General features: G+C 71.2%; 22 protein-coding genes. 4 read left to right on the forward strand and 18 right to left on the reverse strand.

Annotated elements, in window-relative coordinates; genetic code table 11:
* Positions 1–63: 63 nt before the first annotated feature.
* On the reverse strand, positions 64–1,326 hold the full coding sequence (gene hisS, locus IE134_RS17930) for a histidine--tRNA ligase (protein WP_030712575.1): 1,263 nt from the start codon (positions 1,324–1,326) through the stop codon (positions 64–66).
* Positions 1,327–1,343: 17 nt separating this feature from the next.
* Positions 1,344–2,033 carry an MBL fold metallo-hydrolase gene (locus IE134_RS17935; RefSeq protein WP_030712572.1) on the reverse strand — a complete coding sequence of 230 codons (690 nt, stop codon included), beginning with the start codon at positions 2,031–2,033 and terminating at the stop codon, positions 1,344–1,346.
* 157 nt (positions 2,034–2,190) lie between these two features.
* Between IE134_RS17935 and IE134_RS17940 the strand changes: the two genes are divergently transcribed.
* A complete protein-coding gene (locus IE134_RS17940) occupies positions 2,191–2,982 on the forward strand; it encodes a peptidylprolyl isomerase (protein WP_030712569.1) in 792 nt (263 codons plus the stop codon).
* Between the two features lie 219 nt (positions 2,983–3,201).
* Positions 3,202–4,431, forward strand: coding sequence for a DUF349 domain-containing protein (locus IE134_RS17945; RefSeq protein ID WP_032787954.1), 1,230 nt, complete (start codon positions 3,202–3,204; stop codon positions 4,429–4,431).
* Between the two features lie 59 nt (positions 4,432–4,490).
* Here the strand turns inward: IE134_RS17945 and IE134_RS17950 are convergent, their stop codons facing one another.
* From IE134_RS17950 to pgsA, 15 genes are all read right to left on the reverse strand, one after another.
* Positions 4,491–7,157: a RelA/SpoT family protein gene (locus IE134_RS17950; protein WP_189431043.1), complete on the reverse strand. Its 2,667-nt coding sequence runs from the start codon at positions 7,155–7,157 to the stop codon at positions 4,491–4,493.
* Positions 7,158–7,327: 170 nt separating this feature from the next.
* Positions 7,328–7,879 carry an adenine phosphoribosyltransferase gene (locus IE134_RS17955; RefSeq protein ID WP_030712560.1) on the reverse strand — a complete coding sequence of 184 codons (552 nt, stop codon included), beginning with the start codon at positions 7,877–7,879 and terminating at the stop codon, positions 7,328–7,330.
* 3 nt (positions 7,880–7,882) lie between these two features.
* Positions 7,883–8,965, reverse strand: coding sequence for a protein translocase subunit SecF (gene secF, locus IE134_RS17960; RefSeq protein WP_098895614.1), 1,083 nt, complete (start codon positions 8,963–8,965; stop codon positions 7,883–7,885).
* Position 8,966: 1 nt separating this feature from the next.
* The gene (secD, locus tag IE134_RS17965) at positions 8,967–10,757 is read right to left on the reverse strand and encodes a protein translocase subunit SecD (RefSeq protein ID WP_030712554.1); all 1,791 of its coding nucleotides are present in this window, start codon (positions 10,755–10,757) and stop codon (positions 8,967–8,969) included.
* Between the two features lie 150 nt (positions 10,758–10,907).
* The gene (yajC, locus tag IE134_RS17970; RefSeq protein WP_030712551.1) at positions 10,908–11,411 is read right to left on the reverse strand and encodes a preprotein translocase subunit YajC; all 504 of its coding nucleotides are present in this window, start codon (positions 11,409–11,411) and stop codon (positions 10,908–10,910) included.
* 167 nt (positions 11,412–11,578) lie between these two features.
* Complete coding sequence (gene ruvB, locus IE134_RS17975) at positions 11,579–12,664, reverse strand: Holliday junction branch migration DNA helicase RuvB (RefSeq protein ID WP_189431046.1); 1,086 nt, start codon at positions 12,662–12,664, stop codon at positions 11,579–11,581.
* Positions 12,665–12,693: 29 nt separating this feature from the next.
* Entirely contained in the window at positions 12,694–13,320 is a 627-nt protein-coding gene (gene ruvA / locus IE134_RS17980; RefSeq protein WP_126932276.1) for a Holliday junction branch migration protein RuvA, read from the reverse strand.
* Positions 13,317–13,940 carry a crossover junction endodeoxyribonuclease RuvC gene (gene ruvC / locus IE134_RS17985; RefSeq protein WP_030712542.1) on the reverse strand — a complete coding sequence of 208 codons (624 nt, stop codon included), beginning with the start codon at positions 13,938–13,940 and terminating at the stop codon, positions 13,317–13,319. The genes ruvA and ruvC overlap by 4 nt, the downstream gene beginning before the upstream one ends.
* Positions 13,941–14,092: 152 nt before the next feature.
* Positions 14,093–14,845, reverse strand: a complete 753-nt coding sequence (locus tag IE134_RS17990; RefSeq protein ID WP_030712539.1) for a YebC/PmpR family DNA-binding transcriptional regulator — start codon at positions 14,843–14,845, stop codon at positions 14,093–14,095.
* A 61-nt stretch (positions 14,846–14,906) separates the two neighbouring features.
* Positions 14,907–15,500: a pyridoxal 5'-phosphate synthase glutaminase subunit PdxT gene (gene pdxT / locus IE134_RS17995; protein WP_098017022.1), complete on the reverse strand. Its 594-nt coding sequence runs from the start codon at positions 15,498–15,500 to the stop codon at positions 14,907–14,909.
* A 6-nt stretch (positions 15,501–15,506) separates the two neighbouring features.
* Positions 15,507–16,427, reverse strand: a complete 921-nt coding sequence (pdxS, locus tag IE134_RS18000; protein ID WP_003970325.1) for a pyridoxal 5'-phosphate synthase lyase subunit PdxS — start codon at positions 16,425–16,427, stop codon at positions 15,507–15,509.
* Between the two features lie 133 nt (positions 16,428–16,560).
* Positions 16,561–17,109 (reverse strand): hypothetical protein, encoded by a 549-nt coding sequence (locus IE134_RS18005; protein WP_030712533.1) that lies wholly within the window; start codon positions 17,107–17,109, stop codon positions 16,561–16,563.
* A 105-nt stretch (positions 17,110–17,214) separates the two neighbouring features.
* Complete coding sequence (locus IE134_RS18010; protein WP_030712530.1) at positions 17,215–18,375, reverse strand: glycosyltransferase family 4 protein; 1,161 nt, start codon at positions 18,373–18,375, stop codon at positions 17,215–17,217.
* Positions 18,372–19,283 (reverse strand): phosphatidylinositol mannoside acyltransferase, encoded by a 912-nt coding sequence (locus tag IE134_RS18015; protein WP_098017023.1) that lies wholly within the window; start codon positions 19,281–19,283, stop codon positions 18,372–18,374. Before IE134_RS18015 ends, IE134_RS18010 begins: the two co-directional genes overlap by 4 nt.
* On the reverse strand, positions 19,280–19,987 hold the full coding sequence (gene pgsA / locus IE134_RS18020) for a phosphatidylinositol phosphate synthase (protein ID WP_010057280.1): 708 nt from the start codon (positions 19,985–19,987) through the stop codon (positions 19,280–19,282). Before pgsA ends, IE134_RS18015 begins: the two co-directional genes overlap by 4 nt.
* A 319-nt stretch (positions 19,988–20,306) precedes the next feature.
* Between pgsA and IE134_RS18025 the strand changes: the two genes are divergently transcribed.
* A complete protein-coding gene (locus IE134_RS18025; protein ID WP_030712522.1) occupies positions 20,307–22,532 on the forward strand; it encodes an elongation factor G-like protein EF-G2 in 2,226 nt (741 codons plus the stop codon).
* Between the two features lie 153 nt (positions 22,533–22,685).
* The gene (locus IE134_RS18030) at positions 22,686–24,356 is read left to right on the forward strand and encodes an AbeC-like domain-containing protein (protein ID WP_098017025.1); all 1,671 of its coding nucleotides are present in this window, start codon (positions 22,686–22,688) and stop codon (positions 24,354–24,356) included.
* A gap of 56 nt (positions 24,357–24,412) precedes the next feature.
* Here IE134_RS18030 and IE134_RS18035 read toward each other — a convergent pair whose 3' ends face one another.
* Positions 24,413–24,976 (reverse strand): HIT family protein, encoded by a 564-nt coding sequence (locus IE134_RS18035; RefSeq protein ID WP_030712517.1) that lies wholly within the window; start codon positions 24,974–24,976, stop codon positions 24,413–24,415.
* Positions 24,977–25,001: the final 25 nt, after the last annotated feature.

Here is a 25,001-nt window from a genome sequence, read left to right on the forward strand (position 1 = left end):
GGGTTGACGGCGGACGGAAAAGCGCGGCCGCCGGGGTCCCGGGGGCCGCGCTTGCCTCCTTGCTCAGCCGAGCCGCTTCGCCAGCTCCGCCGCGGCCTCCGTCAGCGGTACCGCGGTCTGCTCACCGGACTCCATGTCCTTGAGCTGGACGACGCCCTCGGCGAGATCGCGCTCGCCCGCGACCAGGGTGTAGCGGGCGCCCGAGCGGTTGGCGCTCTTCATCGCGCCCTTCAGGCCGCGGCCGCCGAACGCGAAGTCGGCGGCGATGCCCGCGCGGCGCAGCTCGGTGACGACGCCGAACAGGACCCGGCGGGCCTCCTCGCCGAGCGGGACGGCGTAGACGCTGGTGGTGGCGGGGAGGTCGAGCTCGACGCCCTCGGCCTCCAGCGCGAGGACCGTGCGGTCCACGCCGAGGGCCCAGCCGACGGACGGCAGCTCGGGGCCGCCGATCATCTCGGAGAGGCCGTCGTAGCGGCCGCCGCCGCCCACCGCGGACTGCGAGCCGAGACCATCGTGGACGAACTCGAAGGTCGTGCGGGTGTAGTAGTCGAGGCCGCGCACCAGCTTCTCGTCGTCCTCGAAGACGACCCCGGCCGCCGTGATCAGGGCGCGGACCTCTTCGTGGTACGCCTTGCACGCGTCGCACAGGTAGTCGCGGAGCTTCGGGGCGTCGGTGAGCTGCTTCTGGACGTCGGCCCGCTTGTCGTCCAGGACGCGCAGCGGGTTGATCTCGATGCGGCGGCGGGTCTCCTCGTCGAGGTCCAGGTCGCGCAGGAAGGTCTGGAGCGCCTCGCGGTAGACCGGGCGGCACTCCTTGTCGCCCAGCGAGTTCAGCAGGATGCGGAACTGGCGCAGGCCCAGCGAGCGGTACGCCTGGTCGGCGAGGATGATCAGCTCGGCGTCCAGAACCGGGTCCTCGGTGCCGATGGCCTCGGCGCCGACCTGCGAGAAGTGGCGGTAGCGGCCCGCCTGCGGGCGCTCGTAGCGGTAGTACGAGCCGGAGTACCAGAGCTTGACGGGGAGGTTGCCGGCCTTGTGGAGGTTGGCCTCCAGGGCCGCGCGCAGCACGGACGCGGTGCCCTCGGGGCGCAGCGCCAGCTGGTCGCCGCCCTTGGTGGTGAGGGTGTACATCTCCTTGGTGACGATGTCGGTGGACTCACCGACACCGCGTGCGAACAGCTCGACGTTCTCGAAACCGGGCGTCTCGATGTAGCCGTAGCCGGAGTCGCGCAGGGGCGCGGAGATGGCCTCGCGCACCGCCAGGAACGTCGCGGAACGGGGCGGGGTCAGGTCGTACGTGCCCTTGGGGGCCTGAAAGGTGCTCACGTGATTACGTCTCTCGTCTACAGTCCTCGGCGCGGCGCCGCGTCCAGACCGTTCAGGAACGGGTTGGAGGCGCGCTCGCGGCCGATGGTCGTCTGGGGGCCGTGGCCGGACAGCACCACGGTCGAGTCGTCGAGCGGCAGGCACACACGGGCCAGCGACTCGAGCAGCTCTGCGTGGTCGCCGCCGGGCAGGTCGGTGCGTCCGACGGAGCCGGCGAAGAGCAGGTCGCCTGAGAAGAGGACCGGCGGAATGTCCGCGGCCTCGGGCATCCCGAACGTCACCGACCCCTTGGTATGGCCGGGCGCGTGCGAGACGCCGAACTCCAGACCGGCCAGGGTCAGCTTCGACCCGTCGGTCAGCTCCTTGACGTCGTCCGGCTCCCCCACGGTCAGCTCGCCCATGAGCGGCATCCCGATGGAGCGGCCGAGCGCCTTCTCCGGGTCGCTCATCATGTAGCGGTCCTCGGGGTGGATCCAGGCGGGGACGTCATGGGCGCCGCAGACGGGCACGACCGAGGCGACGTGGTCGATGTGGCCGTGGGTGAGAACGACGGCGACGGGCTTGAGCCGATGCTTCTTCAGCGCTTCCTCGACGCCCTGGGCGGCCTGGTGGCCCGGGTCGATGATCACGCACTCCTCACCGGCGGCGGGGGCGACCAGATAGCAATTGGTCCCCCAGGCCCCGGCGGGGAACCCGGCAATAAGCACGATCGTCCTTAATGTTCGGCGGAGGATGCGGCCCGCAGTACAAGGATGCGGCGGATCAGAGCCTACCGGCGCTCCTCATGACACAGGTAACCCATATACGGTACGGGCAGCTCAGGCCCCCATCCGACGATCCACGACGTAACAAGGAGCCCAACCGGTGTCCAGCAGCGAACAGCGGCGGCGGCAGCTCGCCCGGGAGAAGTTCGAGCGCCAGCAGAAGCGCCGGGAGGAAGCCCGCCGCAGGACGAGGCGCATCACCGCGATCGTCGCGGCCTCGGTGGCCGTGGTCGCCGTCGTGGGCGTGAGCGCGTTCGTCGTGGCGGGCAAGGACGACGACAAGGACAAGAAGAGCGAAGCGGCGGCGAGTCAGAGCCCGACCCCGGAGCCTTCGGAGAGCGAGAGCAAGGCTCCGCTCCCCGCGATGAAGATCGACAAAAAGGCGAAGTACACGATGTCGCTCACGACGAGCCAGGGTGACATCGGGTTCTCGATGGACGCGGCGAAGACCCCGCAGACCGTGAACTCCTTCAAGGCGCTCGCTGACAAGGGCTACTTCGACGACACCAAGTGCCACCGGCTGACCACCCAGGGCATCTTCGTGCTCCAGTGCGGCGACCCCAAGGGCGACGGCACGGGCGGTCCGGGCTACAACATCCCGGACGAGAACCTGGACGCGCTCGGCAAGGCGGGCGGCGACGGCACGGTCGTCTACCCGCCGGGCACGGTGGCGATGGCCAATACCGGCCAGCCGAACTCCGGCGGCAGCCAGTTCTTCCTGGTCTACAAGGAGACGAAGCTCCCGCCCACGTACACCCCGTTCGGCACGATGGACGACGCCTCGCTGAAGGCCGTCCAGAAGGTCGGCGAGGCCGGGGTCGAGGGCGGTGCGGGCGACGGCGCCCCGAAGAAGGCCGTGACGGTGGAGAAGGCGACCGTCGAGAAGAGCTGAGCCCGCGCGGGACGGCGACAGGCAGGGAGAGGGGCCTCCGCCCGGGCGGAGGCCCCTCTCCCTGCCCGAGCGGAGAATTTCAGCCGCGCTGAGTGCGGACAGCCGGGCGGCCGGTCGCCTAGATTGGCGTTGTGCAGGGCGGGCGAGGCCCGCCCCAGGAAACTGTGGACGATGCCCGGGGGGCGAACCCCCTCGCAGGCATCAGGTGGAGGAGGCGCTGTGAGCAGCGACCCGTGGGGCCGCGTCGACGAGACGGGCACCGTGTACGTGCGTACAGCCGAGGGCGAGCAGGTCGTCGGATCGTGGCAGGCCGGTTCCCCCGAGGAGGCTCTGGCCTATTTCGAGCGCAAGTACGACGGCATTGTGGTCGAGATCGGCCTCCTCGAACGGCGGGTGAAGACCACCGATCTGTCGGCCAAGGACGCGACGACGGCCATCGACCATCTGCGGCAGCAGGTCGACGAGCACCACGCGGTGGGCGACCTGGACGCGCTGCGCAAGCGGCTGGACGCGCTCGTCGCGACGGTCGAGGCGCGGCGCGAGGAGCGCAAGGCGCAGAAGGCGAAGCAGACCGACGAGGCCAAGCAGGCCAAGGAGGCGCTGGTCGCCGAGGCCGAGGAGCTGGCGCGGAGCGAGCAGTGGCGGTCGGCCGGCGAGCGGCTGCGGGCGCTGGTGGACACCTGGAAGGGTCTCCCCCGCCTCGACCGCAAGTCGGACGACGAGCTGTGGCACCGCTTCTCGCACGCCCGCTCGGCGTTCTCCAAGCGGCGCAAGGCCCACTTCGCCGCTCTGGACGCCCAGCGCGAGGAGGCCCGCAAGGCCAAGGAGAAGCTGGTCACCGAGGCCGAGTCGCTGTCCGGATCCACGGACTGGGTCGGCACGGCGGCGCGCTACCGCGACCTGATGACCGAGTGGAAGGCGGCGGGCCGCGCCCAGCGCGAGGCCGAGGACGACCTGTGGAACCGTTTCCGCGGTGCCCAGGACATCTTCTTCGCCGCCCGCAGCGAGGTCTTCGCGGAGCGGGACGCCGAGCAGGGCGAGAACCTCAAGCTCAAGGAGGAGCTCGCCGCCGAGGCCGAGAAGCTGGTGCCGGTGAAGGACCTGAAGGCGGCCCGCGCCGCGTTCCGGTCCATCAACGAGCGCTGGGAGGCCATCGGCCACGTACCGCGTGACGCCCGCCCGAAGGTCGAGGGCCGGATGCAGGCGGTGGAGCGCGCGCTCCTGGAGTCCGAGGAGTCCGAGTGGCGCCGGACGAACCCGGAGGCGCGGGCCCGCGCCGCGGGTCTGACCGGTCAGCTCCAGGCCGCCGTGGACAAGCTGCGCGGCCAGATCGACACCGCGCGCGCCCAGGGCAACAACGCCCGCGCGGACAAGCTGGCCAAGGAGCTGGAGGGCCGCCAGGCGCTGCTGGACCAGGCGCTGAAGGGCCTGGAGGAGTTCGGCGGCTGAGAAGCCCGACAGGAAGGCCCCGGTACGCGATGCGTGCCGGGGCCTTTCCGTTGTCGCTGTTACGGCCTGCGGGCCGACGTGACCCGGTAGACGTCGTAGACGCCCTCCACGCCGCGTACGGCCTTCAGGACGTGGCCCAGGTGCTTGGGGTCGCCCATCTCGAAGGTGAAGCGCGAGGTGGCCACCCGGTCGCGGGACGTCTGGACGGCCGCCGACAGGATGTTGACGTGCTGGTCGGAGAGGATCCGGGTGACGTCGGAGAGCAGCCGGGAGCGGTCCAGCGCCTCGACCTGGATGGCGACCAGGAAGACGGAGGACTGGGTGGGCGCCCACTCGACCTCGAGGATGCGCTCGGGCTGCTGCGACAGCGACTCCACGTTGACGCAGTCCGCGCGGTGCACGGAGACACCGCTGCCCCGGGTGACGAAGCCGATGATCGGGTCGCCGGGGACGGGCGTGCAGCAGCGGGCGAGCTTGACCCAGACGTCCTCGACGCCCTTGACGACGACCCCGGGGTCCGCGTTGGCGCGGCGCTTGCTGCGGCCGCCGTGCGAGGGCGGGGTGGACTCGGCGATGTCCTCGTTGGCCTCGTCGTGGCCGCCGAGGGCCTGCACCAGCTTCTGGACGACGCCCGCCGCCGCGACATGGCCCTCGCCGATCGCCGCGTACAGCGAGGAGATGTCGGGGTAGCGCATCTCGTGGGCGAGGGTGACCAGGGAGTCGCCGGTCAGGATGCGCTGGATCGGCAGGTTCTGCTTGCGCATGGCGCGCGCGATGGCGTCCTTGCCCTGCTCGATCGCCTCGTCGCGGCGCTCCTTGGAGAACCAGGCGCGGATCTTGTTGCGGGCGCGCGGCGACTTGACGAAGCCGAGCCAGTCCCGGGAGGGTCCGGCGCCGGCCGCCTTGGAGGTGAAGACCTCGACCAGGTCGCCGTTGTCGAGCGTCGATTCGAGCGGGACGAGCCGCCCGTTGACGCGTGCTCCTATGGTGCGGTGGCCGACCTCGGTGTGGACGGCGTACGCGAAGTCGACGGGGGTCGCGCCGGCGGGCAGCGCTATGACGTCACCCTTCGGTGTGAAGACGAAGACCTCGTTGCGCGAGAGGTCGAAGCGCAGGGACTCCAGGAACTCGCCCGGGTCCTCGGTCTCCTTCTGCCAGTCCAGGAGCTGGCGCAGCCACGCCATGTCGTTCACCGTGTCCTGGCCGCGCCCGGTGTTCTTGGGGACGTCGGTACGGACCTTGGAGGCGCCCGCGACCGCTTCCTGCTTGTACTTCCAGTGGGCGGCGATGCCGTACTCGGCGCGGCGGTGCATGTCGAACGTACGGATCTGGAGCTCGACGGGCTTGCCGCTGGGACCAATCACCGTGGTGTGCAGCGACTGGTACATGTTGAACTTGGGCATCGCGATGTAGTCCTTGAACCGCCCGGGCACCGGGTTCCACCGGGCGTGGACGGTGCCGAGCGCCGCGTAGCAGTCGCGGACGGTGTCGACGAGTACGCGGATCCCCACCAGGTCGTAGATCTCGGCGAAGTCGCGGCCTCGCACGATCATCTTCTGGTAGACGCTGTAGTAGTGCTTGGGGCGGCCGGTGACGGTGGCCTTGATACGGGCGGCGCGCAGGTCGGACTGGACCTCGTCGGTCACTATGGCGAGGTATTCGTCGCGCTTGGGGGCCCGCTCGGCGACGAGGCGGACGATCTCGTCGTACATCTTGGGGTAGAGGATCGCGAAGGCGAGGTCCTCCAGCTCCCACTTGATGGTGTTCATGCCCAGCCGGTGCGCCAGCGGGGCGTAGATCTCCAGCGTCTCGCGGGCCTTCTTCTCCTGCTTCTCCCGCTTGAGGTAGCGCATGGTGCGCATGTTGTGCAGCCGGTCGGCGAGCTTGATGACGAGGACCCGGGGGTCCTTGGCCATGGCGACGACCATCTTGCGTACGGTCTCGGCCTGGGCGGCCTCGCCGAACTTGACCTTGTCCAGCTTGGTGACGCCGTCGACGAGCAGGGCGACCTGGTCGCCGAAGTCGCGCTTGAGGGTGTCCAGGCCGTACTCGGTGTCCTCGACGGTGTCGTGGAGCAGTCCCGCCATCAGCGTCGCCGGGTCCATGCCCAGCTCGGCGAGGATCGTGGTGACGGCCAGCGGGTGGGTGATGTAGGGGTCGCCGCTCTTGCGCTTCTGGCCCCGGTGCCAGCGCTCGGCGACCTGGTAGGCCTTCTCGATCTGGCGGAGCGTGGCCGTCTCGATCTTGGGGTCGTTGCCCCGGACCGTACGCAGCAGGGGTTCCAGGACCGGGTTGTACGGGCTGGAGCGCTGTACGCCCAGCCGGGCGAGGCGGGCCCGCACCCGGTTTGAGGAGCCGCCGGAGCGGGAGGCGGAGCCGGTGGCGGATCCGGCCTTCGCGGGGGGCCCGGGGGGCGGGGGCTTGGGCGCTGCGGGGGCCGGCTTCCTGGCCGGAGGCTGCGCGGGGCCCGTCGTCCCGGCCTCCGGCTTCCTGGCCGGAGGCTGCGCGGGGCCCGTCGTCCCGGCCGGCTTCGGCGGGGCCTCGGGGGCCGCGGGCTTCACGGGAGGAGTGGCGGGCTTCGCCGCCCGGGGGCGCGCGGAATCGGCGGCCGGCTCGGCGGGCGCGGGCGCCGGCGCGTTCGAGGGCGCAGCCTTATCCGGCGTGGCGGGGGCCGCCACGGGCTTGTCGGGCTGCGGGGCGGCGGCTGACTGGGCCTCGTCTGGCAAGAGCGCTCCTCGTGCGGATCCGGGGTACCCGGAGAGCCCATGGTATCGATCCCCCGGCGGGACCTCGCCCGGGGACGGTGGGAGAGGGAACAACGCGGAGCGGGCACCCGGTGTTCCCGGGTGCCCGCTCCGTTGCGCTCGATGTCCGTCGCCGGACCGCGGTCCGCTGTTCAGACCGTGATCAGGGCCTCCAGCGGGGTGCCGGCGAGGCCCGGCTCCAGGCGGGCGCGGCCCGCGAGGAAGCCGAGCTCCATGAGGACCGCGACACCCGCGACCTGGGCGCCGGCCCGCCGGATGAGGTCCAGCGAGGCCTCGGCGGTGCCGCCGGTGGCGAGGACGTCGTCGATGACCATGACCCGGTCATCGGCGTCGAGGTCCTCCGCGTGGATCTCGATCTCCGCGCTGCCGTACTCCAGCTCGTAGGTCTGGCTCAGCGTGGCTCCGGGGAGCTTTCCGGCCTTGCGGACCGGGATGAAGCCGATGCCCGCCCGGACCGCGACGGGCGCGGCCAGGATGAAGCCGCGCGCCTCCAGGCCGACGATCTTCGTGGCGCCGTGCCGTACGCACAGCTCCGCGAGGGCGTCGGTGAGCGCCGTGAAGGCGACCGGGTCCGCGAGCAGCGGGGTGATGTCCTTGAACACCACGCCCGGCTTCGGGTAGTCCGCGACATCGCGGATCCGGCTGAGCAGCAGCTCCCTGGTGGATTCGGTGGTGCTCGTCATCGCTCAGCGCTTCCCTGGGGTGCGGTGCGACCGGGGGCGGCCGATCGTCGTGCCCGCGGTCTCCGCGCCGTCGCGCGGGCCCTCGGGGGCGTCGTCGGGGGACTCGCCCTTGGCGGCCGCGGCGGCCCGCTTGGCCAGGACCCGCTTCTTCAGCGCCTTCATCTGCGGGTCGCGTTCCTTGAGGTCGGCGACGAGCGGCGTGGCGATGAAGATCGAGGAGTAGGCACCGGCGGCGAGACCGACGAACAGCGACAGCGAGATGTCGTTCAGCATGCCCGCGCCGAGGACACCGCCACCGATGAACAGCAGACCGGCCACCGGCAGCAGCGCCACCACGGTGGTGTTGATGGAGCGGACCAGGGTGCTGTTGATCGACCGGTTGGCGATCTCGCTGTACGTGTAGCGGGTCTGCTTGGTGATGTCCTTCTGGCCCTCCTTGAGGCTGTCGAAGACGACCACCGTGTCGTACAGGGAGTAACCGAGAATGGTCAGCAGACCGATCACCGTGCCCGGGGTGACCTCGAAGCCGACCAGGGCGTAGACACCGACCGTGATGGTGATGTCGTGGATCAGCGCGATGAGGGCGGCGACGGCCATCCGCCACTCGAAGGCGATGGCCAGATAGATCACCACCAGGATCATGAAGACCCCGAGACCGGTCCACGCCTTGTTGGCGATCTGCTCACCCCAGCTGGGGCCGACCAGGTCCGCGTTGATGTCGTCGGCGGGGATGCCGAGCTCGTCGGAGAGGGTCTCCTTGATCTCGTTCGCCTTCGCGGTGTCGACCTCGGTGATCTGGATGCGCAGGCCGCCGTTGCCGAGCTCCTGGACGATCGCCAGGTGGCCGGAGGCCTCGGTCGCCACGTCCGTGGCCTGGGCGGTGGAGATCTGGGCCTTGGTGTCGGTCGTGAAGACCGCGCCGCCCTTGAACTCGATGCCCATGCGGAGGCCGCCGACCGCCACGCCGATGATGGCCGTGATGGTGATCAGTATCGAGACGCCGTACCAGATCTTGCGGTTGCGGATGAAGTCGTAGCCGACCTCGCCGCGGTAGAGCCGGGCGCCGAGATTGCCGAGTCGCGACATCTCACGCCTCCTTCGGTTCGGTGGGGGCGTTGACACGGCGCGAGCCGCGCAGCGGCGGCTGGGCGCCGAGCCGCTTCGGGTCCAGCCCGGACCACGGGCCGCCCTTGGAGAAGAACTTCGTCCGGCCCATGAGCGTCATCAGGGGCTTGGTGAAGAGGAACACCACGACGACGTCGAGCAGCGTGGTGAGTCCGAGCGTGAAGGCGAATCCCTGCACCTTGCCGACGGTGACGATGAAGAGCACCGCTGCGGCCAGGAACGACACGAAGTCGGAGACCAGGATGGTGCGGCGGGCACGCGGCCAGGCGCGCTCGATGGCCGGTCGCAGCGTGCGTCCTTCGCGGATCTCGTCTCTGACGCGTTCGAAGTAGACGATGAAGGAGTCCGCTGTGATGCCGATGGCGACGATGGCGCCGCAGACCGCCGGCAGGTTCAGCGCGAAGCCGATGGCCGGGCCCAGCAAGGACATGATCGTGTACGTCAGGATGCCGGAGACCAGAAGGCTCAGCAGCGCGATGAAAGCGAGACCCCGGTAGTAGACGACCAGGTAGATGATGACCAGCGCCAGACCGATCGCCCCGGCGATCAGGCCCGCCTGGAGCTGCTCGCTGCCGAGCGCGGCGGTCACCGTGGTGACGCTGACCTCCTTGAAGGTCAGCGGCAGGGCGCCGTAGGAGAGGATGTTGCCGAGGTCCTCGGCCGACTGCTGGTCGAAGCTGCCGGAAATCTGGGCGTTCTTGCTGAGCGCCTGGCGCACCGACGGGGCGGAGACGACCTCGCCGTCGAGGACGATCGCGAACTGGTTCATCGGCGGCTGCTGCTGCGCGAGCCGGCCGGTGATCGTCTGGAACTTCTTGGCGCCGGCGGAGGTGAACTCCATCGACACGATCCACTCACCGGACTGCTGGTCGATGGCGCCCTTGGCGTCGTCGACGTCGGCGCCGGAGACCTCGGCGGGGCCGAGGATGTACTTCTCGTAGCTGCCCGGAACGTTCGAGCCGCAGGCGACGATCGAGTCGGTGGGCTTGGCGTTCTTACCCGCGTCGGTCCGCTGCTTGGGGTCGGTGCAGTCGAGCTTGGTGAACTCCTCCTGGAGCTTGGCCGTGGCCGGGTCCGCGGAGGGCGACGCCTCGGGGGAATCCGACGCCTTCGGCTTGTCGGAGGCGCCGGGGGTCGGGTCGTCCTTCGTCAGGGCACCGGTGACCGCGCGGCCCTGGGTGGTGGCGCTCGCCGAGGGGGTGGCCTCCGAACCGGTGGCCTCCTCACCCTGGGGCTTGTCCTCGTCCGTCGCCTTGTCCTCGCCCTGGGCGGACTCGCCGGGCTTCGGGGTGCCGGAGGCCGAGGGGCTGGCGGAGTCGGAGGGCTTGGGCGCCTCGGGGCCGCTCGCCTGCACCGTCAGAACAGGCCGGAAGTAGAGCTGGGCGGTGGTACCGACCTGCTCCTGGGCCTGCTTGGAGTTCGTCCCCTTGGGGATGTTGACGATGATGTTCTTGTTGCCCTGGGTCTGGACCTCGGCCTCGGAGACGCCCAGACCGTTGACCCGCCGCTCGATGATGCCGACCGCGGTGTCCATGTTGGTCTGGTTGATCGCGTTCGGCTTGCCGGGCTGGTTCTGCGCTTCGAGCGTGATCGAGGTCCCGCCGGCCAGGTCGATGCCCAGCCGGGGTGTGGTGTGCCCGGACAGGAACATCCCGCCGGCGAGCGCGACCATGACGATGAGGATCAGCGCCAGGGCACGCCCCGGCCTGCCCTGACCGCTGGACGGCCCTCGGCCCTTCTTGGGTGCTGCCACCTTCTCGTTTCTCCCTGTCCAACCGCCCCGCGCCGGGTACGCGCCCGAGCGGCCACGAAGTGTAGTGGGGACCCTGCCCCCGCAGACGACCGCACGGTCCCGGGGACGCCCCGCGCCGGTGGGCGCGCGACGTCCCCGGGATCGTGAGAACTACTTGGAGTCGGCGTCGCCGTCGGTCTTGCCCTCGCCCTTGGCGTCCTTGACGTCCTCGGTCGCCTTGACGTCCTTGGCCGTGGCGTCCTCGGTCTTCTCGGCGTCGTCGGCCGCGCCGTCCTTGCCCAGGTCGATCTTGGCGACCTCGGCGTCGCCGTCACCGGTCAGCGAGGAGGCGTCGTCGGGAACGACGGTGCCGTCCGTGTCCAGCTCCGGGTCGTCGCCGTGGACGATGCGGTTGTACTCCGCGTCGTCCAGGACGGCGCCGATGGCGTTCTTCGCGTAGACGGCGTGCACGCCGGGGGCGACCTCGAGGAGCACGGTGTCGTCGTGGACTTCCTTCACGGTCGCGTACATGCCCCCGATCGTGCGGACGCCGGTACCGGGCTGCATGTCGTTGCGCATCTGCGCGGCCGCCGCCTGCTTCTTCTTGGCGGAGCGGGTCATCAGGAACATGGCCCCGATGAGCACGATGAAGGGGAGAAGAGTGATGAGATCCACGGGACGGGAATTCCTTCGCACGACCGCGACTGGAATGCGGCCTCTATATACGGGGGTGGGTACACCGACCGGTTAGGGCGGCATCGGCGGAGTCTAGATGAGTCCGCATCGATGGAACAACGCCCAGCATGGCACCCAGGTTCCTGTCCACGCGAACCTGTGACATATCACGCCCCGAACAGGCCCTGTTGTCCCTTTACGCCGTGCTGCGGCGGGACCAGCCCCAGATGTGCCCAGGCCGCGGGGGTGGCGACCCGGCCGCGCGGGGTCCTGGCCAGCAGTCCTTCCCGTACGAGGAAGGGCTCGGCGACCTCCTCGACGGTCTCGCGCTCCTCCCCCACGGCGACCGCCAGGGTGGACAGGCCCACGGGGCCGCCGCCGAACAGCTTCAGCAGGGCGCCGAGGACGGCGCGGTCCAGCCGGTCGAGTCCGCGGACGTCGACCTCGTACACCTTGAGGGCCGCCGCGGCGATCTCCCGGTCGATCGCTCCCTCCGCCTTGACCTGGGCGTAGTCGCGGACGCGGCGGAGCAGCCGGTTGGCGATACGGGGCGTGCCCCGGGAGCGTCCGGCGATCTCGGCGGCGCCCTCCACGTCGATGCCGACGTCCAGGAGGCGGGCGGAGCGGTGGATGACGCGCTCCAGCTCGGCGGGGGCGTAGAACTCCATGTGCCCGGTGAAGCCGAAGCGGTCGCGCAGCGGGGGCGGCAGCAGTCCGGCCCGGGTGGTGGCGCCGACCAGGGTGAAGGGGGGCAGCTCCAGCGGGATCGCGGTGGCGCCGGGGCCCTTGCCGACGATGACGTCGACCCGGAAGTCCTCCATCGCCATGTAGAGCATCTCCTCGGCGGGCCGGGACATCCGGTGGATCTCGTCGAGGAAGAGGACCTCGCCCTCCTGGAGGGAGGAGAGGATCGCCGCGAGGTCGCCGGCGTGCTGGATGGCGGGGCCCGAGGTGATGCGGATCGGGGCGTTCATCTCGGCGGCGATGATCATCGAGAGGGTGGTCTTGCCGAGGCCGGGGGCGCCGGAGAGCAGCACGTGGTCGGCGGTGGCGCCGCGGGCGCGGGCCGCCTTGAGGACCAGGTCGAGCTGTTCGCGGACCTTCTCCTGGCCGACGAACTCCTCCAGGTCCTTGGGGCGCAGCGCCGCCTCGACCGCGGTGTCCTCGCCGTCCGCGTCGGCGTCGACCAGCCGGTCGTCGAAGACCGGGCCGGTCGGCTCGTCGGTCTCGGGTCCGGTCTCGTCCCAGTTCATCAAGGGCCTCTTCGGTGGTTCGGTGCCGGTCAGCGTGCGCGGTTGAGAGTCTGCAGGGCGGCCCGCAGCAGCTGGGGCACGGGGGGTGTGGTGCCCTCGGCGACGGCGGCCTCGGCCTGCGGGGCGACGGCGCTGACGGCCTCGTCGGCCTCGCGGCTCGCGTAGCCGAGGCCGATCAGGGCGGCCTGGAGCTGGTCGCGCCAGCCCGAGGTGACGGGGGTGCCGATGCCCTGCTGGCCGATGTGCGCGCCGACCGGTTCGCCGAGCCGGTCCTTGAGCTCCAGCAGCAGCTTCTGGGCGCCCTTCTTCCCGATGCCGGAGACGGCGGTCAGCGCCTTCTCGTCGCCGGTGGAGACCGCGAGGCGCAGGGCGTCGGGGCTGTGGGTGGCGAGCATCGCCTGGGCGAGCCGGGGTCCGACGCCGCTGGCGGTCTGGAGCAGCTCGAACACCTGCCGCTCGTCGTCGTTCGCAAAGCCGTACAGCGTGAGGGAGTCCTCCCGGACGACGAGGGAGGTGGCGAGCCGGGCCTCCTTGCCGACGCGCAGGTCGGCGAGGGTGTGCGGGGTGCACTGGAGGGCCATGCCGATGCCGCCGACCTCGATGACGGCCGTGGTCGGGGCGAGGGCGGCCACCGGGCCGGAGACGAAGGCGATCATGCGGTGCGGCCTTTCAGCGTGCGCGGGGCGCGGGGCGCGCCGGAGGTGCGGGGGGCGGCGGACGCGCCGGGGGTTCGGGGGGTGCCGGAGGTCCCGGGCGCGCCGGACGTGCGGTGGGCCGCCACCGCCTGCTGGAGCCGGTTCTGTGCGGGAGCCCGCCAGATGTGGCAGATGGCGAGGGCCAGGGCGTCGGCGGCGTCGGCGGGCTTGGGCGGGGCGTCCAGCCGGAGCAGCCGGGTCACCATTGCCCCGACCTGGGCCTTCTCCGCGCGGCCCGATCCGGTGACGGCGGCCTTGACCTCGCTGGGCGTGTGCAGGGCGACCGGGATGCCCCGGCGGGCGGCGCAGAGCATGGCGATCGCGCTGGCCTGGGCGGTGCCCATCACCGTACGGACGTTGTGCTGGGCGAAGACCCGCTCCACCGCCACGTAACCCGGGGAGTACTCGTCGAGCCAGGCTTCGATGCCCTGCTCCACGGCGACGAGCCGGTCGCCCAGCTCCGCGTCCGCCGGGGTGCGCACGACGCCGACGCCGAGCATGGTCAGCGGGCGGCCCGCGACCCCCTCGACCACACCGACACCGCACCGGGTCAGCCCCGGGTCAACGCCCAGAACCCGCATGGAGCCCCCCTGTCCTCGCTGCTCGCGACGCCCACTCGTTCATCTGTTCCCGCAGGCTATCGGCTCGCACTGACAAAGCCTCGCAACCACATGACGACGGGCCGACGGGGTGTCCCCGTCGGCCCGTCATACCGTGCTGTGCCGGCCGCGCCTCAGGCGTCGACCTTCTCCATGACCTCGTCGGACACGTCGAAGTTGGCGAAGACGTTCTGCACGTCGTCGCTGTCCTCCAGCGCGTCGATGAGCTTGAAGATCTTGCGCGCGCCCTCTTCGTCCAGCTCGACCTGCATGGTCGGCAGGAAGTTGGCCTCGGCGGAGTCGTAGTCGATGCCCGCCTCCTGGAGGGCGGTGCGCACCGCGACCATGTCGGTGGCCTCGCTGACCACCTCGAAGGTCTCGCCGAGGTCGTTGACCTCTTCGGCGCCCGCGTCGAGGACCGCGCCGAGGACGTCGTCCTCGGACAGCTCGCCCTTGGGCACGATCACGACGCCCTTGCGGTTGAACAGGTACGAGACGGAGCCCGGGTCGGCCATCGAGCCGCCGTTCCGGGTCATCGCGACACGTACGTCGGACGCGGCGCGGTTGCGGTTGTCGGTCAGGCACTCGATGAGCACCGCGACACCGTTGGGGCCGTAACCCTCGTACATGATCGTCTCGTAGTCGGTACCGCCCGCTTCGAGACCGCCGCCGCGCTTGACGGCGGAATCGATGTTCTTGTTCGGGACGGAACTCTTCTTCGCCTTCTGGATGGCATCGACGAGCGTCGGGTTGCCATCGGGGTCGACGCCGCCGGAGCGGGCCGCGACCTCGATGTTCTTGATCAGCTTCGCGAAGAGCTTGCCGCGCTTGGCGTCAATCACGGCCTTCTTGTGCTTCGTCGTAGCCCATTTAGAGTGGCCGGACATCTGCCTTCTCCTTCGCGTCACCAAAATCGAGTCGAACCCGAGAGATCCTACCGGGGTCCGCTCACTTCACTGCGCGCACCATGTCCACGAACAGAGCGTGCACGCGATGATCGCCGGTCAGTTCGGGATGGAACGACGTGGCGAGGACATTTCGCTGGCGTACGGCCACGATGTGGCCGCCGTGCTCGGCGATGACCTCCGCCTCGGCCCCGACGGACTCCACCCAGGGGGCGCGGATGAACACGCCCTCCACGGGGCCGCCGTCGATCCCGGCGACCTCGACCGCGGCCTCGAACGACTCGTTCTGCCGGCCGAAGGCGTTGCGCCGCACGATCATGTCGATGCCGCCGATGGTCTCCTGGCCCGAGCGCGGGTCGAGGATCTTCTCGGCGAGCAGGATCATCCCGGCGCAGGTGCCGTAGACCGGCATCCCGGCCCGGACCCGCTCACGCAGCGGCTCCATCATGCCGAAGAGGACCGCCAGTTTGGACATGGTGGTCGACTCGCCGCCCGGGATGACCAGGCCGTCGACCTCGGCGAGCTCCTCGGGGCGCCGGACCGGCCTGGCCAGGGCGTCCGCCGAGGCCAGGGCGATCAGGTGCTCCCGTACGTCGCCCTGAAGTGCGAGGACGCCGATCACAGGGGTGTCGCTCATCAGTGGTTACCAGCCGCGGTTGGCGTAGCGCTCGGACTCGGGCAGGGTGTCGCAGTTGATGCCGACCATGGCCTCACCCAGGTTGCGGGAGGCGTCCGCGATGACCTTCGGGTCGTCGTAGAAGGTGGTGGCCTTCACGATGGCGGCGGCGCGCTTGGCCGGGTCGCCGGACTTGAAGATGCCGGAGCCGACGAAGACGCCCTCGGCGCCGAGCTGGCGCATCAGCGCGGCGTCGGCCGGGGTGGCGACGCCACCGGCGGAGAACAGCACGACGGGCAGCTTGCCGAGCTCGGCGACCTCCTTGACCAGCTCGTAGGGGGCGCGGAGGTCCTTGGCGGCGGCGTACAGCTCGTTGTTGTCGAAGCCGCGCAGTCGCGCGATCTCGTTCTTGATCTGGCGCAGGTGGCGGACGGCCTCGACGACGTTGCCGGTGCCGGCCTCGCCCTTCGAGCGGATCATGGCCGCGCCCTCGGCGATGCGGCGCAGGGCCTCGCCCAGGTTGGTGGCACCACAGACGAAGGGGGTGGTGAAGGCGAACTTGTCGCTGTGGTTGACCTCGTCGGCCGGGGTGAGGACCTCGGACTCGTCGATGTAGTCGACACCGAGGGACTGGAGGACCTGAGCCTCGACGAAGTGGCCGATGCGGGACTTGGCCATGACCGGGATGGAGACGGCCCCGATGATCTCCTCGATCATGTTGGGGTCGGACATCCGGGCCACGCCGCCGTCCTTGCGGATGTCGGCGGGGACCCGCTCCAGGGCCATGACGGCCACGGCGCCCGCGTCCTCGGCGATCTTCGCCTGCTCGGCGTCGACGACGTCCATGATCACGCCGCCCTTGAGCTGCTCGGCCATGCCGCGCTTGACGCGGGCGGTGCCGGTGGCGGGGGACTCGGCGGACTGCGGGGTGCTGGGAAGCGTGGACACGGGACCTCACTCGGTGAAAGACGCTGGATACTGCATCGCCGAGCAAACGCTGTGGGAGCAGGCCACAGCAAGGGCCAATGAACAGGCCGTGGATCGTTTTGGCCTGGGATCTCCGCCCCGGTCGTTCCCCGGCTCAGGTGCCCGGGCGGTCCGCGAGGGCCACCGGCGGGGCGTCGTCCATCTCGAAGGCGAGCGGGAACGGGGCGTGCCCGGCCAGCCGCAGGAGCCGGACCGTGCGGTGCCGGCGCAGGGCGCGGGCGGCGCGCACGGCGTCGTTGTGGAAGCGGCGGGCCATGGGCACGCGGCGTACGGCGGCGGCCAGTTCGGTGGCCGCGTCCTCGCCGCCGGGGATCTCCTTCACCGCGTCGACCTGGGCCGGTTCGCCGAAGACGGCGCGCAGGGCGGTGCTCAGTTCGCTCTCGGCGACCTCGCGGTGGTCCTCCTCGGCCTGCCGGGCGGCGTGCGCGGCCTCGTACAGGACGATCGAGGCGGCCGGGTCCAGGACGCCGGAGGTGGCCAGCTCCTGGGTGACCGAGGCGCGGCGCAGCAGTTGGGCGTCGAGGGCGGCGCGGGCGGCGTCGATCCGGGAGTGCAGACGGTCGAGCCGGCCGGCGGTCCAGCTGAGGTACACGCCGATCGCGATGAGCGCGAGGACGATCCAGACGATGAGGGTTACGGTCACGGGCCCACACGCTACCGTCGCCGGCGGCCCCCGCTTCAACAGGAGGCCCCCGAGGCCGCGTACCGGGGCCCGGACCGCGCCACCGTCGGCTGCGAACCCCCCGGCTCAGTCCCGCGCGAGCCCGAACCGGGCCCGCAGCCCGGAGCGTTCGTCCGCCGCGACGGACGCGGCCCCGTCGGTCACCGTCTCGTACACCGCGAGGATGTCGGCCCCCACCGTCGCCCAGTCGAAGCGCCGTACGTGGGCCTCGCCCCGCTCCCGCAGCCCCTTGCGACGCTCCGGGTCGCCCAGCAGCCGGATCGCGGCCTCGGCCAGCGCCTCGGCGTCCTCGTTGGCGAACAGGTCGCCCGCCGCCCCCTGGTCCAGCACCTGCGCGAAGGCGTCCAGGTCGCTCGCGAGGACCGGCGCACCGGCCGACAGCGCCTCGACCAGGATGATGCCGAAGCTCTCGCCGCCGGTGTTCGGGGCCACGTACACGTCGACGCTGCGCAGCAGCCGGGCCTTGTCCTCGTCGCTGACCATGCCGAGGAACTCGACGCGCTCGCGCAGCTCCTTCGGCAGCGTGGCCACCGCCTCCTCCTCGTCCCCGCGCCCGGCGACCAGCAGCCGGGCCTCGGGGCGGGCGGCGAGGATCGCGGGCAGCGCCTTCATCAGGACGGGCAGGCCCTTGCGGGGTTCGTCGATGCGGCCGATGAAGCCGAGCGTCTGGCCCTGCCATTCCGCCTTTGGTTCGGCCTCGGCGAAGAAGCCGACGTCGACACCGTTGGGGATGACGACGGCGTCGCCGCCGAGGTGCTCGACCAGGGTGCGCCGGGCGTACTCGCTGACCGCGATCCGGGCGCTGATCTTCTCCAGCGCGGGCTGGAGGATCGGGTACGCGGCGATCATCGCCCGGGAGCGCGGGTTGGAGGTGTGGAAGGTGGCCACGATCGGCCCCTGCGCCGCCCAGCAGGCCAGCAGACCCAGCGACGGGGAGGTCGGCTCGTGGATGTGGATCACGTCGAACGTGCCGTCGTGCAGCCAGCGCCGCACCCGGGCCGCCGACAGGAAGCCGAAGTTCAGCCGGGCGACCGAGCCGTTGTACGGGACCGGGACGGCCCGGCCCGCCGAGACGACGTACGGGGGCAGCGGGGTCTCGTCGTCGGCGGGGGCCAGCACGGAGACCTCGTGGCCGAGCCGGATCAGGTGTTCGGCGAGGTCCCGGATGTGGAACTGCACGCCTCCCGGTACGTCCCAGGAGTACGGGCAGACGATGCCGATCTTCACTTCGGTGCCCCCCGGGGGTCCAGGTCGTCCAGCCAGAGCCGCTGGAGCATGTGCCAGTCCTCCGGGTGCTCGGCGATCCCGCCGGCGAAGGCGTCGGCCAGCGCCTGCGTCATCGCGGAGGTCTTCTCGGCGCGGGTGCCTTCCTCCGGCATCTCGATCGCCGGGTGGACGCGCGCCTTCATCACCGGCGTGCCGTCGTACCAGAGGGTCACCGGCATCAGCAGCGCGCCGGTCTGCTGGGCGAGGAGCGCCGGGCCCGCGGGCATCCGGGCGGTGGCGCCGAAGAACGACACCTCGACGCCGGACGCGGACAGGTCCCGGTCCGCGACCAGGCAGACCAGGCCGCCCGCGCGCAGCCGCCGGGCCAGGGTCCCGAAGGCGGCCCCGCCGCTGTGCGGCAGGACCTCCATGCCGAGGCCCTCGCGGTAGGCGACGAACCGGTCGTAGAGGGTGGCGGGCTCCAGCCGTTCGGCGACGGTGGTGAAGGGGACCTTGAGGTCGGTGGTGACCCAGGCGCCCGCGAGGTCCCAGTTGCCCAGGTGGGGCAGGGCGATGATCACGCCGTTCCCGGCGTCCATGCCCTCGGTCAGGTGGTGGACGTCCTTGACGTCGATGCTCGCCCTGATCCGCTCCGGGCTCCAGGTCGGCAGCCGGAACGACTCCATCCAGTAGCGCATGTAGGAGCGCATCCCGGCCCGCGACAGCTCGGCCAGCCGCGCCGGGCCCGCGTCGGGGACGACCCGCGCCAGATTGGACTCCAGGCGCAGCACGCTCTTGCCGCGCCGCTTCCAGACCTGGTCGGCGATGGTGCGGAAGAGGCGGGTGGCGGCAGGCTCGGGCAGCGTCTTGACCGCGCTCCAGCCCAGCCCGTACAGCCCGTCGGTGAGCCGGCCCTTGAGCGTACTCACCGGTCGGCCTCGCTCCCCTGCCCGGCGGAGCCCGCGGAATCCGTGGCGGCCGGTCCCGTGACGGCCGCCTCGGCTGCGTCCGCCTCCGCCGACTCGCGGCGTACGGTCACCACCCGCTGGATCAGCGTCACGAGGCTGCCGACGGCGACGATCCACAGCGCGATCGGGAGCAGGACGTCGATGCCGGGGACCCCGAACGTGTGCAGTCCGGCGAGACCGGCGGCGACCAGCGAGATCACCAGGCGCTCGGCGCGCTCCACGAGGCCGTTGACCGCGACCGGCAGCCCGATCGACTCGCCGCGCGCCTTCGTGTACGAGACCACCTGGCCGCTGGCCAGGCAGAAGATCGCGACGGCGCAGAGGATGTTGTCGTCACCGCTGCCCGCGTACCAGAGGGCGAAGCCGGCGAAGATCGCCCCGTCGGCGACCCGGTCCAGCGTCGAGTCGAGGAACGCGCCCCACCGGCTGGAGATCCCGGCCTGCCTCGCCATGTTGCCGTCGACGAGGTCGGAGAAGACGAAGATCGTGATGACGATCGTGCCCCAGAAGAACTCTCCCATCGGGAAAAAGACCAGCGCACCTGCCATCACTCCGGCCGTGCCGATGAGAGTGACCGCGTCGGGGCTGACCCCGAGGCGGAGCAGCAGAGCGGCGAACGGTGTGAGGACACGCGTGAAGAATGCACGCGCGTACTTGTTCAGCATGGCCTTCCCGAGGGTTCGGTTCGCCGGGCGGCCCCTTCGGCCCCCGGCTGGCCCATCGTAGTCACGGCCGGACCCTTCCACCGGACGGGCACCCGCCGCCGGGTGTCCCCCGGCCCGGGCCCCGCCGTGTCCGGGGCGCGGTCCGTGGACGAGGCCGCCCGTGCGCGAGATATGGACGAGGCCACGTCACGGTGCCAAGCTCGAAGGACCGCGGGCGTCGCCGAGACCGCCGCGGCGGCCTCTCCACCCCCGTGACCACCGCTGCTCCGCGCGCGGTCGCCCTCCCCCGCACCGCGCCATCGACCGGGAGGCACGCACCATGGGCGAGAAGGCACACGCACACCCCGGAGCCGCCGGAGGAGCACCGGCGGCCGACCGCCCCTCCGCCGTACGGAACGTGGTGCTGGTCGGCCCCAGCGGATCGGGCAAGACCACTTTGGTCGAGGCCCTGGCTCTGACGGCGGGGGCGGTGAACCGGGCCGGCCGGGTCGAGGACGGGGCGACCGTCTCCGACTACGACGAGATCGAGCAGCGCCGACGGCGTTCCGTACAGCTCTCGCTGGTCCCGGTGGCCTGGGACGGGTGCAAGATCAATCTGCTGGACACCCCCGGCTACGCGGACTTCGTCGGGGAACTGCGGGCCGGTCTGCGCGCGGCGGACGCGGCCCTCTTCGTCGTCTCGGCCGCCCAGGAGGCCCAGTCCGTGGCGGCGACCACCCGGGCCGCCTGGGAGGAGTGCGCGCTCGTCGGCATGCCGCGCGCGATCGTCGTCACGCACCTGGACACCGCCCGTACCTCCTTCGACGACATGACCCGGATCTGCGCCGAGAACTTCGGGGGCGACGACCCCGACGCCGTACTGCCGCTGTACCTGCCCGTGCTGGGTCCCGAGGGAGCCGACGGGCACGCCCCGCTGATCGGCCTCACCGGGCTGCTGAGCCGCCGGATCCTCGACCACTCCTCGGGCGAACGCACCGAGCTGCCGCCCGCGCCCGAGCAGGAGGAACCGCTGCGGGCGGCCCGGGACCGGCTGATCGAGGGGATCATCGCCGAGAGCGAGGACGAGTCCCTGATGGACCGCTACCTCGGCGGCGAGGACATCGACGTCGCGACCCTGATCGCCGATCTGGAACGGGCCGTCGCCCGGGGCTCCTTCCACCCCGTCCTCACGGCGGCCCCGGCGGCCGAGGGGGCCCGCCAGGGCATCGGCACCGTCGAACTGCTGGAGCTGATCACCCGCGGCTTCCCGACCCCGCTGGAGCGCACCCCGCCCGTCGTCACCACCCCGTCGGGCAAGCCCCGGCCCGCGCCGGTATGCGACCCGGACGGCCCGCTGGTCGCCGAGGTCGTCAAGACGTCCTCCGACCCGTACGTGGGCCGCGTCTCGCTGGTCCGCGTCTTCTCCGGCACCCTGCGCCCCGACGACTCCGTGCATCTGTGCGGCCACGGCCTGGACGCCACGGGGCACGCCCCGCGCCCCTGCCACGAGGCGGAGATCCGCGTCGGGGCGCTCACCTCCCCGTTCGGCCGCCGGCAGAACGCGCTGGACCGGTGCGTCGCGGGCGATCTGGCGTGCGTGGCCCGGCTCGGCGAGGCGGAGACCGGCGACACGCTCTCCCCGGCCGGCGACCCCGTCCTGATCGAGCCCTGGTCGACGCCGGACCCGCTGCTCCCGCTGGCCGTACGGGCGCACGGCAAGGCGGACGAGGACAAGCTGTCGCAGAGCCTGTCCCGGCTGGTCGCCGAGGACCCCACGCTGCGCCTCGAACAGAACCCGGACACCGGCCAGGTCGTCCTGTGGTGCCTGGGCGAGGCCCACCAGGAGGTGGCCCTGGAACGGCTGCGCAGCCGTTACGGCGTCCAGGTCGACGCGGAACCGCACCGGGTGCCGCTGCGCGAGACGTTCGCGGGCCGGGCGGCCGGGCGCGGACGGCACGTCAAACAGTCCGGCGGACACGGCCAGTTCGCGATCTGCGAGATCGAGGTGGAGCCGCTGCCGCCGGGCTCCGGCATCGAGTTCGTCGACAAGGTCGTCGGCGGTGCGGTGCCGCGCCAGTTCATCCCCTCGGTGGAGAAGGGCGTCCGGACCCAGGCCGCCAAGGGGCTGTCCGCCGGGCACCCGCTGGTCGACGTCCGGGTCACGCTGCTGGACGGGAAGGCGCACTCGGTCGACTCGTCGGACGCCGCGTTCCAGACCGCCGGGGCGCTCGCGCTGCGCGAGGCCGCGGCCGAATCCCGCATCCAGCTCCTGGAGCCGGTGTGCGAGGTGAGCGTCCTGGTCCCCGACGACTACGTGGGCCCGGTGATGAGCGACCTGTCGGGGCGGCGGGGCCGGGTCGTGGGCACCGAGCAGAGCGCGGGCGGGCGCACTCTCGTACGGGCGGAGGTGCCGGAGATCGAGGTCGGCCGGTACGCGGTGGACCTGCGCTCCCTGTCGCACGGCACCGGCCGCTTCGACCGTGCGTACGCCCGGCACGAGGCGATGCCGCAGCAGATCGCCGACCGGGTCCGCACGGAGTCGGCGAACGGGTCCCCCGGCGCGTGACCGGCGCACTGTCGCACACGCCGTCCCGTTCACGCCGGTGACCGGTGGTGGTGTGATCCGGACGATACGCTGTGGTCGCAGCTCAGAAGGTATGCCGCGTACGGTAGTTGGGCACACCGCAGGAGCAGACGTGCGGCGAGTGGGGGCGACAAGGTGGCCAACGACGGATTCGACTTCTCACCGGGGGCCCAGATCCCGATCCAGGGCTCGGGCAGTCAGACCGTGGCGACCAACGCCCTGGCCTCGGCGGCGTACCGGGACAGTCCGGTGGAGGCGATCCTCGACGCCAACAGCGAGTGGCACAAATCGGAAGTGAAGCCGGGCTCCTCCAAACTCTTCAAGTCCGACTACTTCAAGCCGAATCTCGGTGAGGCGTTCGCCCGCGCCGTCCAGGAGCGCATGCTCGGCGGCGCCCGCAAGGCGCTCATCCAGTCCTTCGGGACGGACCCGCAGACCGTGGTGGAGCACTGCCTGTCGGCGAACAACCTGCGCAAGGCCCGCGACACCCGTCTCACCCTGGTGACCGTGGTGTTCGGTGTGCTGTTCCTGCCCGGCATGCTGGCCTGGGTGATCGCCTTCCGGATCCGGGACGTGCTCAACAAGTCCAAGGACACGGCGTTCAAGGCCGTCGGCACGGTGCTGCTGGCCGCCTTCGGGGTCGGTGCGCTGATCCTGGTGGTGAAGCTGCCGCTGGACGGCTTCTGGGCCCTCTACTTCCGGGGCGCGGTCATCGCGCCGGTGATCGGCTGGGTGCTCGCCAAACGGATCGCGGAGACCTCGGCCAAGGACATGCGGGCCCGCTGGGAGGGCCTTCTCTCCGGCACCGGGGTGATCGCGAAGATCCCCGAGGCGGTGCCGAAGAACCCCAACGAGACCGCGCGCGAGGCCCTGCGCCAGGGCCTGGAGAAGCTGTCGGCCGAGCAGCAGTCGAACGCCGTCTTCTACGCCGGCCCCAAGGGCGTCCTCGGCATGGGCACCCGCTGGGGCAGCTGGCAGCTGGCCGAGGAGCTGATCCCCAAGGACCCGACGAAGGAGATCCACCAGTTCCGCAGCTGGGACCTGATCCGGATCATCCACGACCAGCTGAAGATGCTGGAGCGCGGGCCGCTGAACACCGGCGGCTTCCCGAAGCCGTCCGTGAAGCACTGGATCGTCTCGCCCATCGGGGAGAAGGCCGACGCCGTCACCCGCCCCGAGGGCGAGGACGTCGCCACCTTCCAGGTGAAGCCCCACGAGATACAGCGGATCTGCAACCACCAGCAGTTCGGCAGCGGCGACCGGCACTACCTGGGCGTCCAGTTCACCCTCTGGGACGGCCAGCTGGTGATCACCATGATGATCACCGTCACCGTGCTCCACGAGACGCTGCGCATCGAGGTCACCGGCCATGCGCTCGGCCCGGTGCACGGTCTGTTCCTCACCAAGCCGGCGGCGAAGACGAAGACGGTCAACAAGACCGTCCGCTTCTGGGAGACCCGGGACGTCCAGCTGGCGCTGGTGGACGCCAAGGAGGTCGTCCGGCTCGCCCTGCGCGCCCCCCTCACCTGGTATCCGCCACTGCTGGACTACCTGGGCGGGAAGATCGTGCTGCCCGAGCCGTTCGGGCTGCGGCACGCGTGGGCGGCCAAGCCGTGGAACCACCGCTTCATGGCGGACGACGCGATGCGTGCCGCCACCCCGGTGCTGCGGGCGGTCCACTCGGCGGCGATGCGCGTCCTCGCGGAGAACGGGGTCGACACGGAGCGCTTCGACAACCGCTCGAGCATACTGAGCGGCCTCGTCCAGGACCCGGCCCCGCGCAAGGCCGACGTCTACGACGCGTAGGTACGACGCGTACGGCAGAGGCCCCCGCCGCGGCGGGGGCCTCTGCGTTCGACGTCCTAGACGGCGGCGGGCCAGGCGTCGGCCAGCATCGCCCGGGTGTCGCCCAGCAGCTGGGGCAGCACCTTGGTGTGGCCGATGACCGGCATGAAGTTGGTGTCCCCGCCCCAGCGCGGCACCAGGTGCTGGTGCAGGTGGGCGGCGATCCCGGCGCCGGCGACGGAGCCCTGGTTCATGCCGATGTTGAAGCCGTGCGCCCCCGAGGCGGCGCGCAGCGCGACCATCGCCCGCTTGGTGAAGTCCGCCAGCTCCGCGGTCTCCGGCCCGTCCAGCTCGGTGTAGTCGGCGACATGCCGGAAGGGCACGACCATGAGGTGGCCGCCGTTGTACGGATACAGGTTCAGCACCGCGTAGACGTGCTCGCCGCGAGCCACGACGAGCCCGTCCTCGTCGGATTTCGCCGGGATCGAACAGAACGGACAGCCGTCCTCGGCACCCGGGCCGCTCGGCTTGTTCTCACCCTGGATGTACGCCATCCGATGGGGCGTCCACAGGCGCTGGAATGCGTCGGGCGTCCCCACGCCGATCTGCTGCTCCGGCTCACTCGTCATGCCGATCAGCATATTGCGTCACCCCGGCGGAGCGTGT

Origin of the sequence: Streptomyces rubiginosohelvolus (assembly GCF_014649875.1) — a bacterium.
GTDB classification, from domain to species: domain Bacteria; phylum Actinomycetota; class Actinomycetes; order Streptomycetales; family Streptomycetaceae; genus Streptomyces; species Streptomyces rubiginosohelvolus.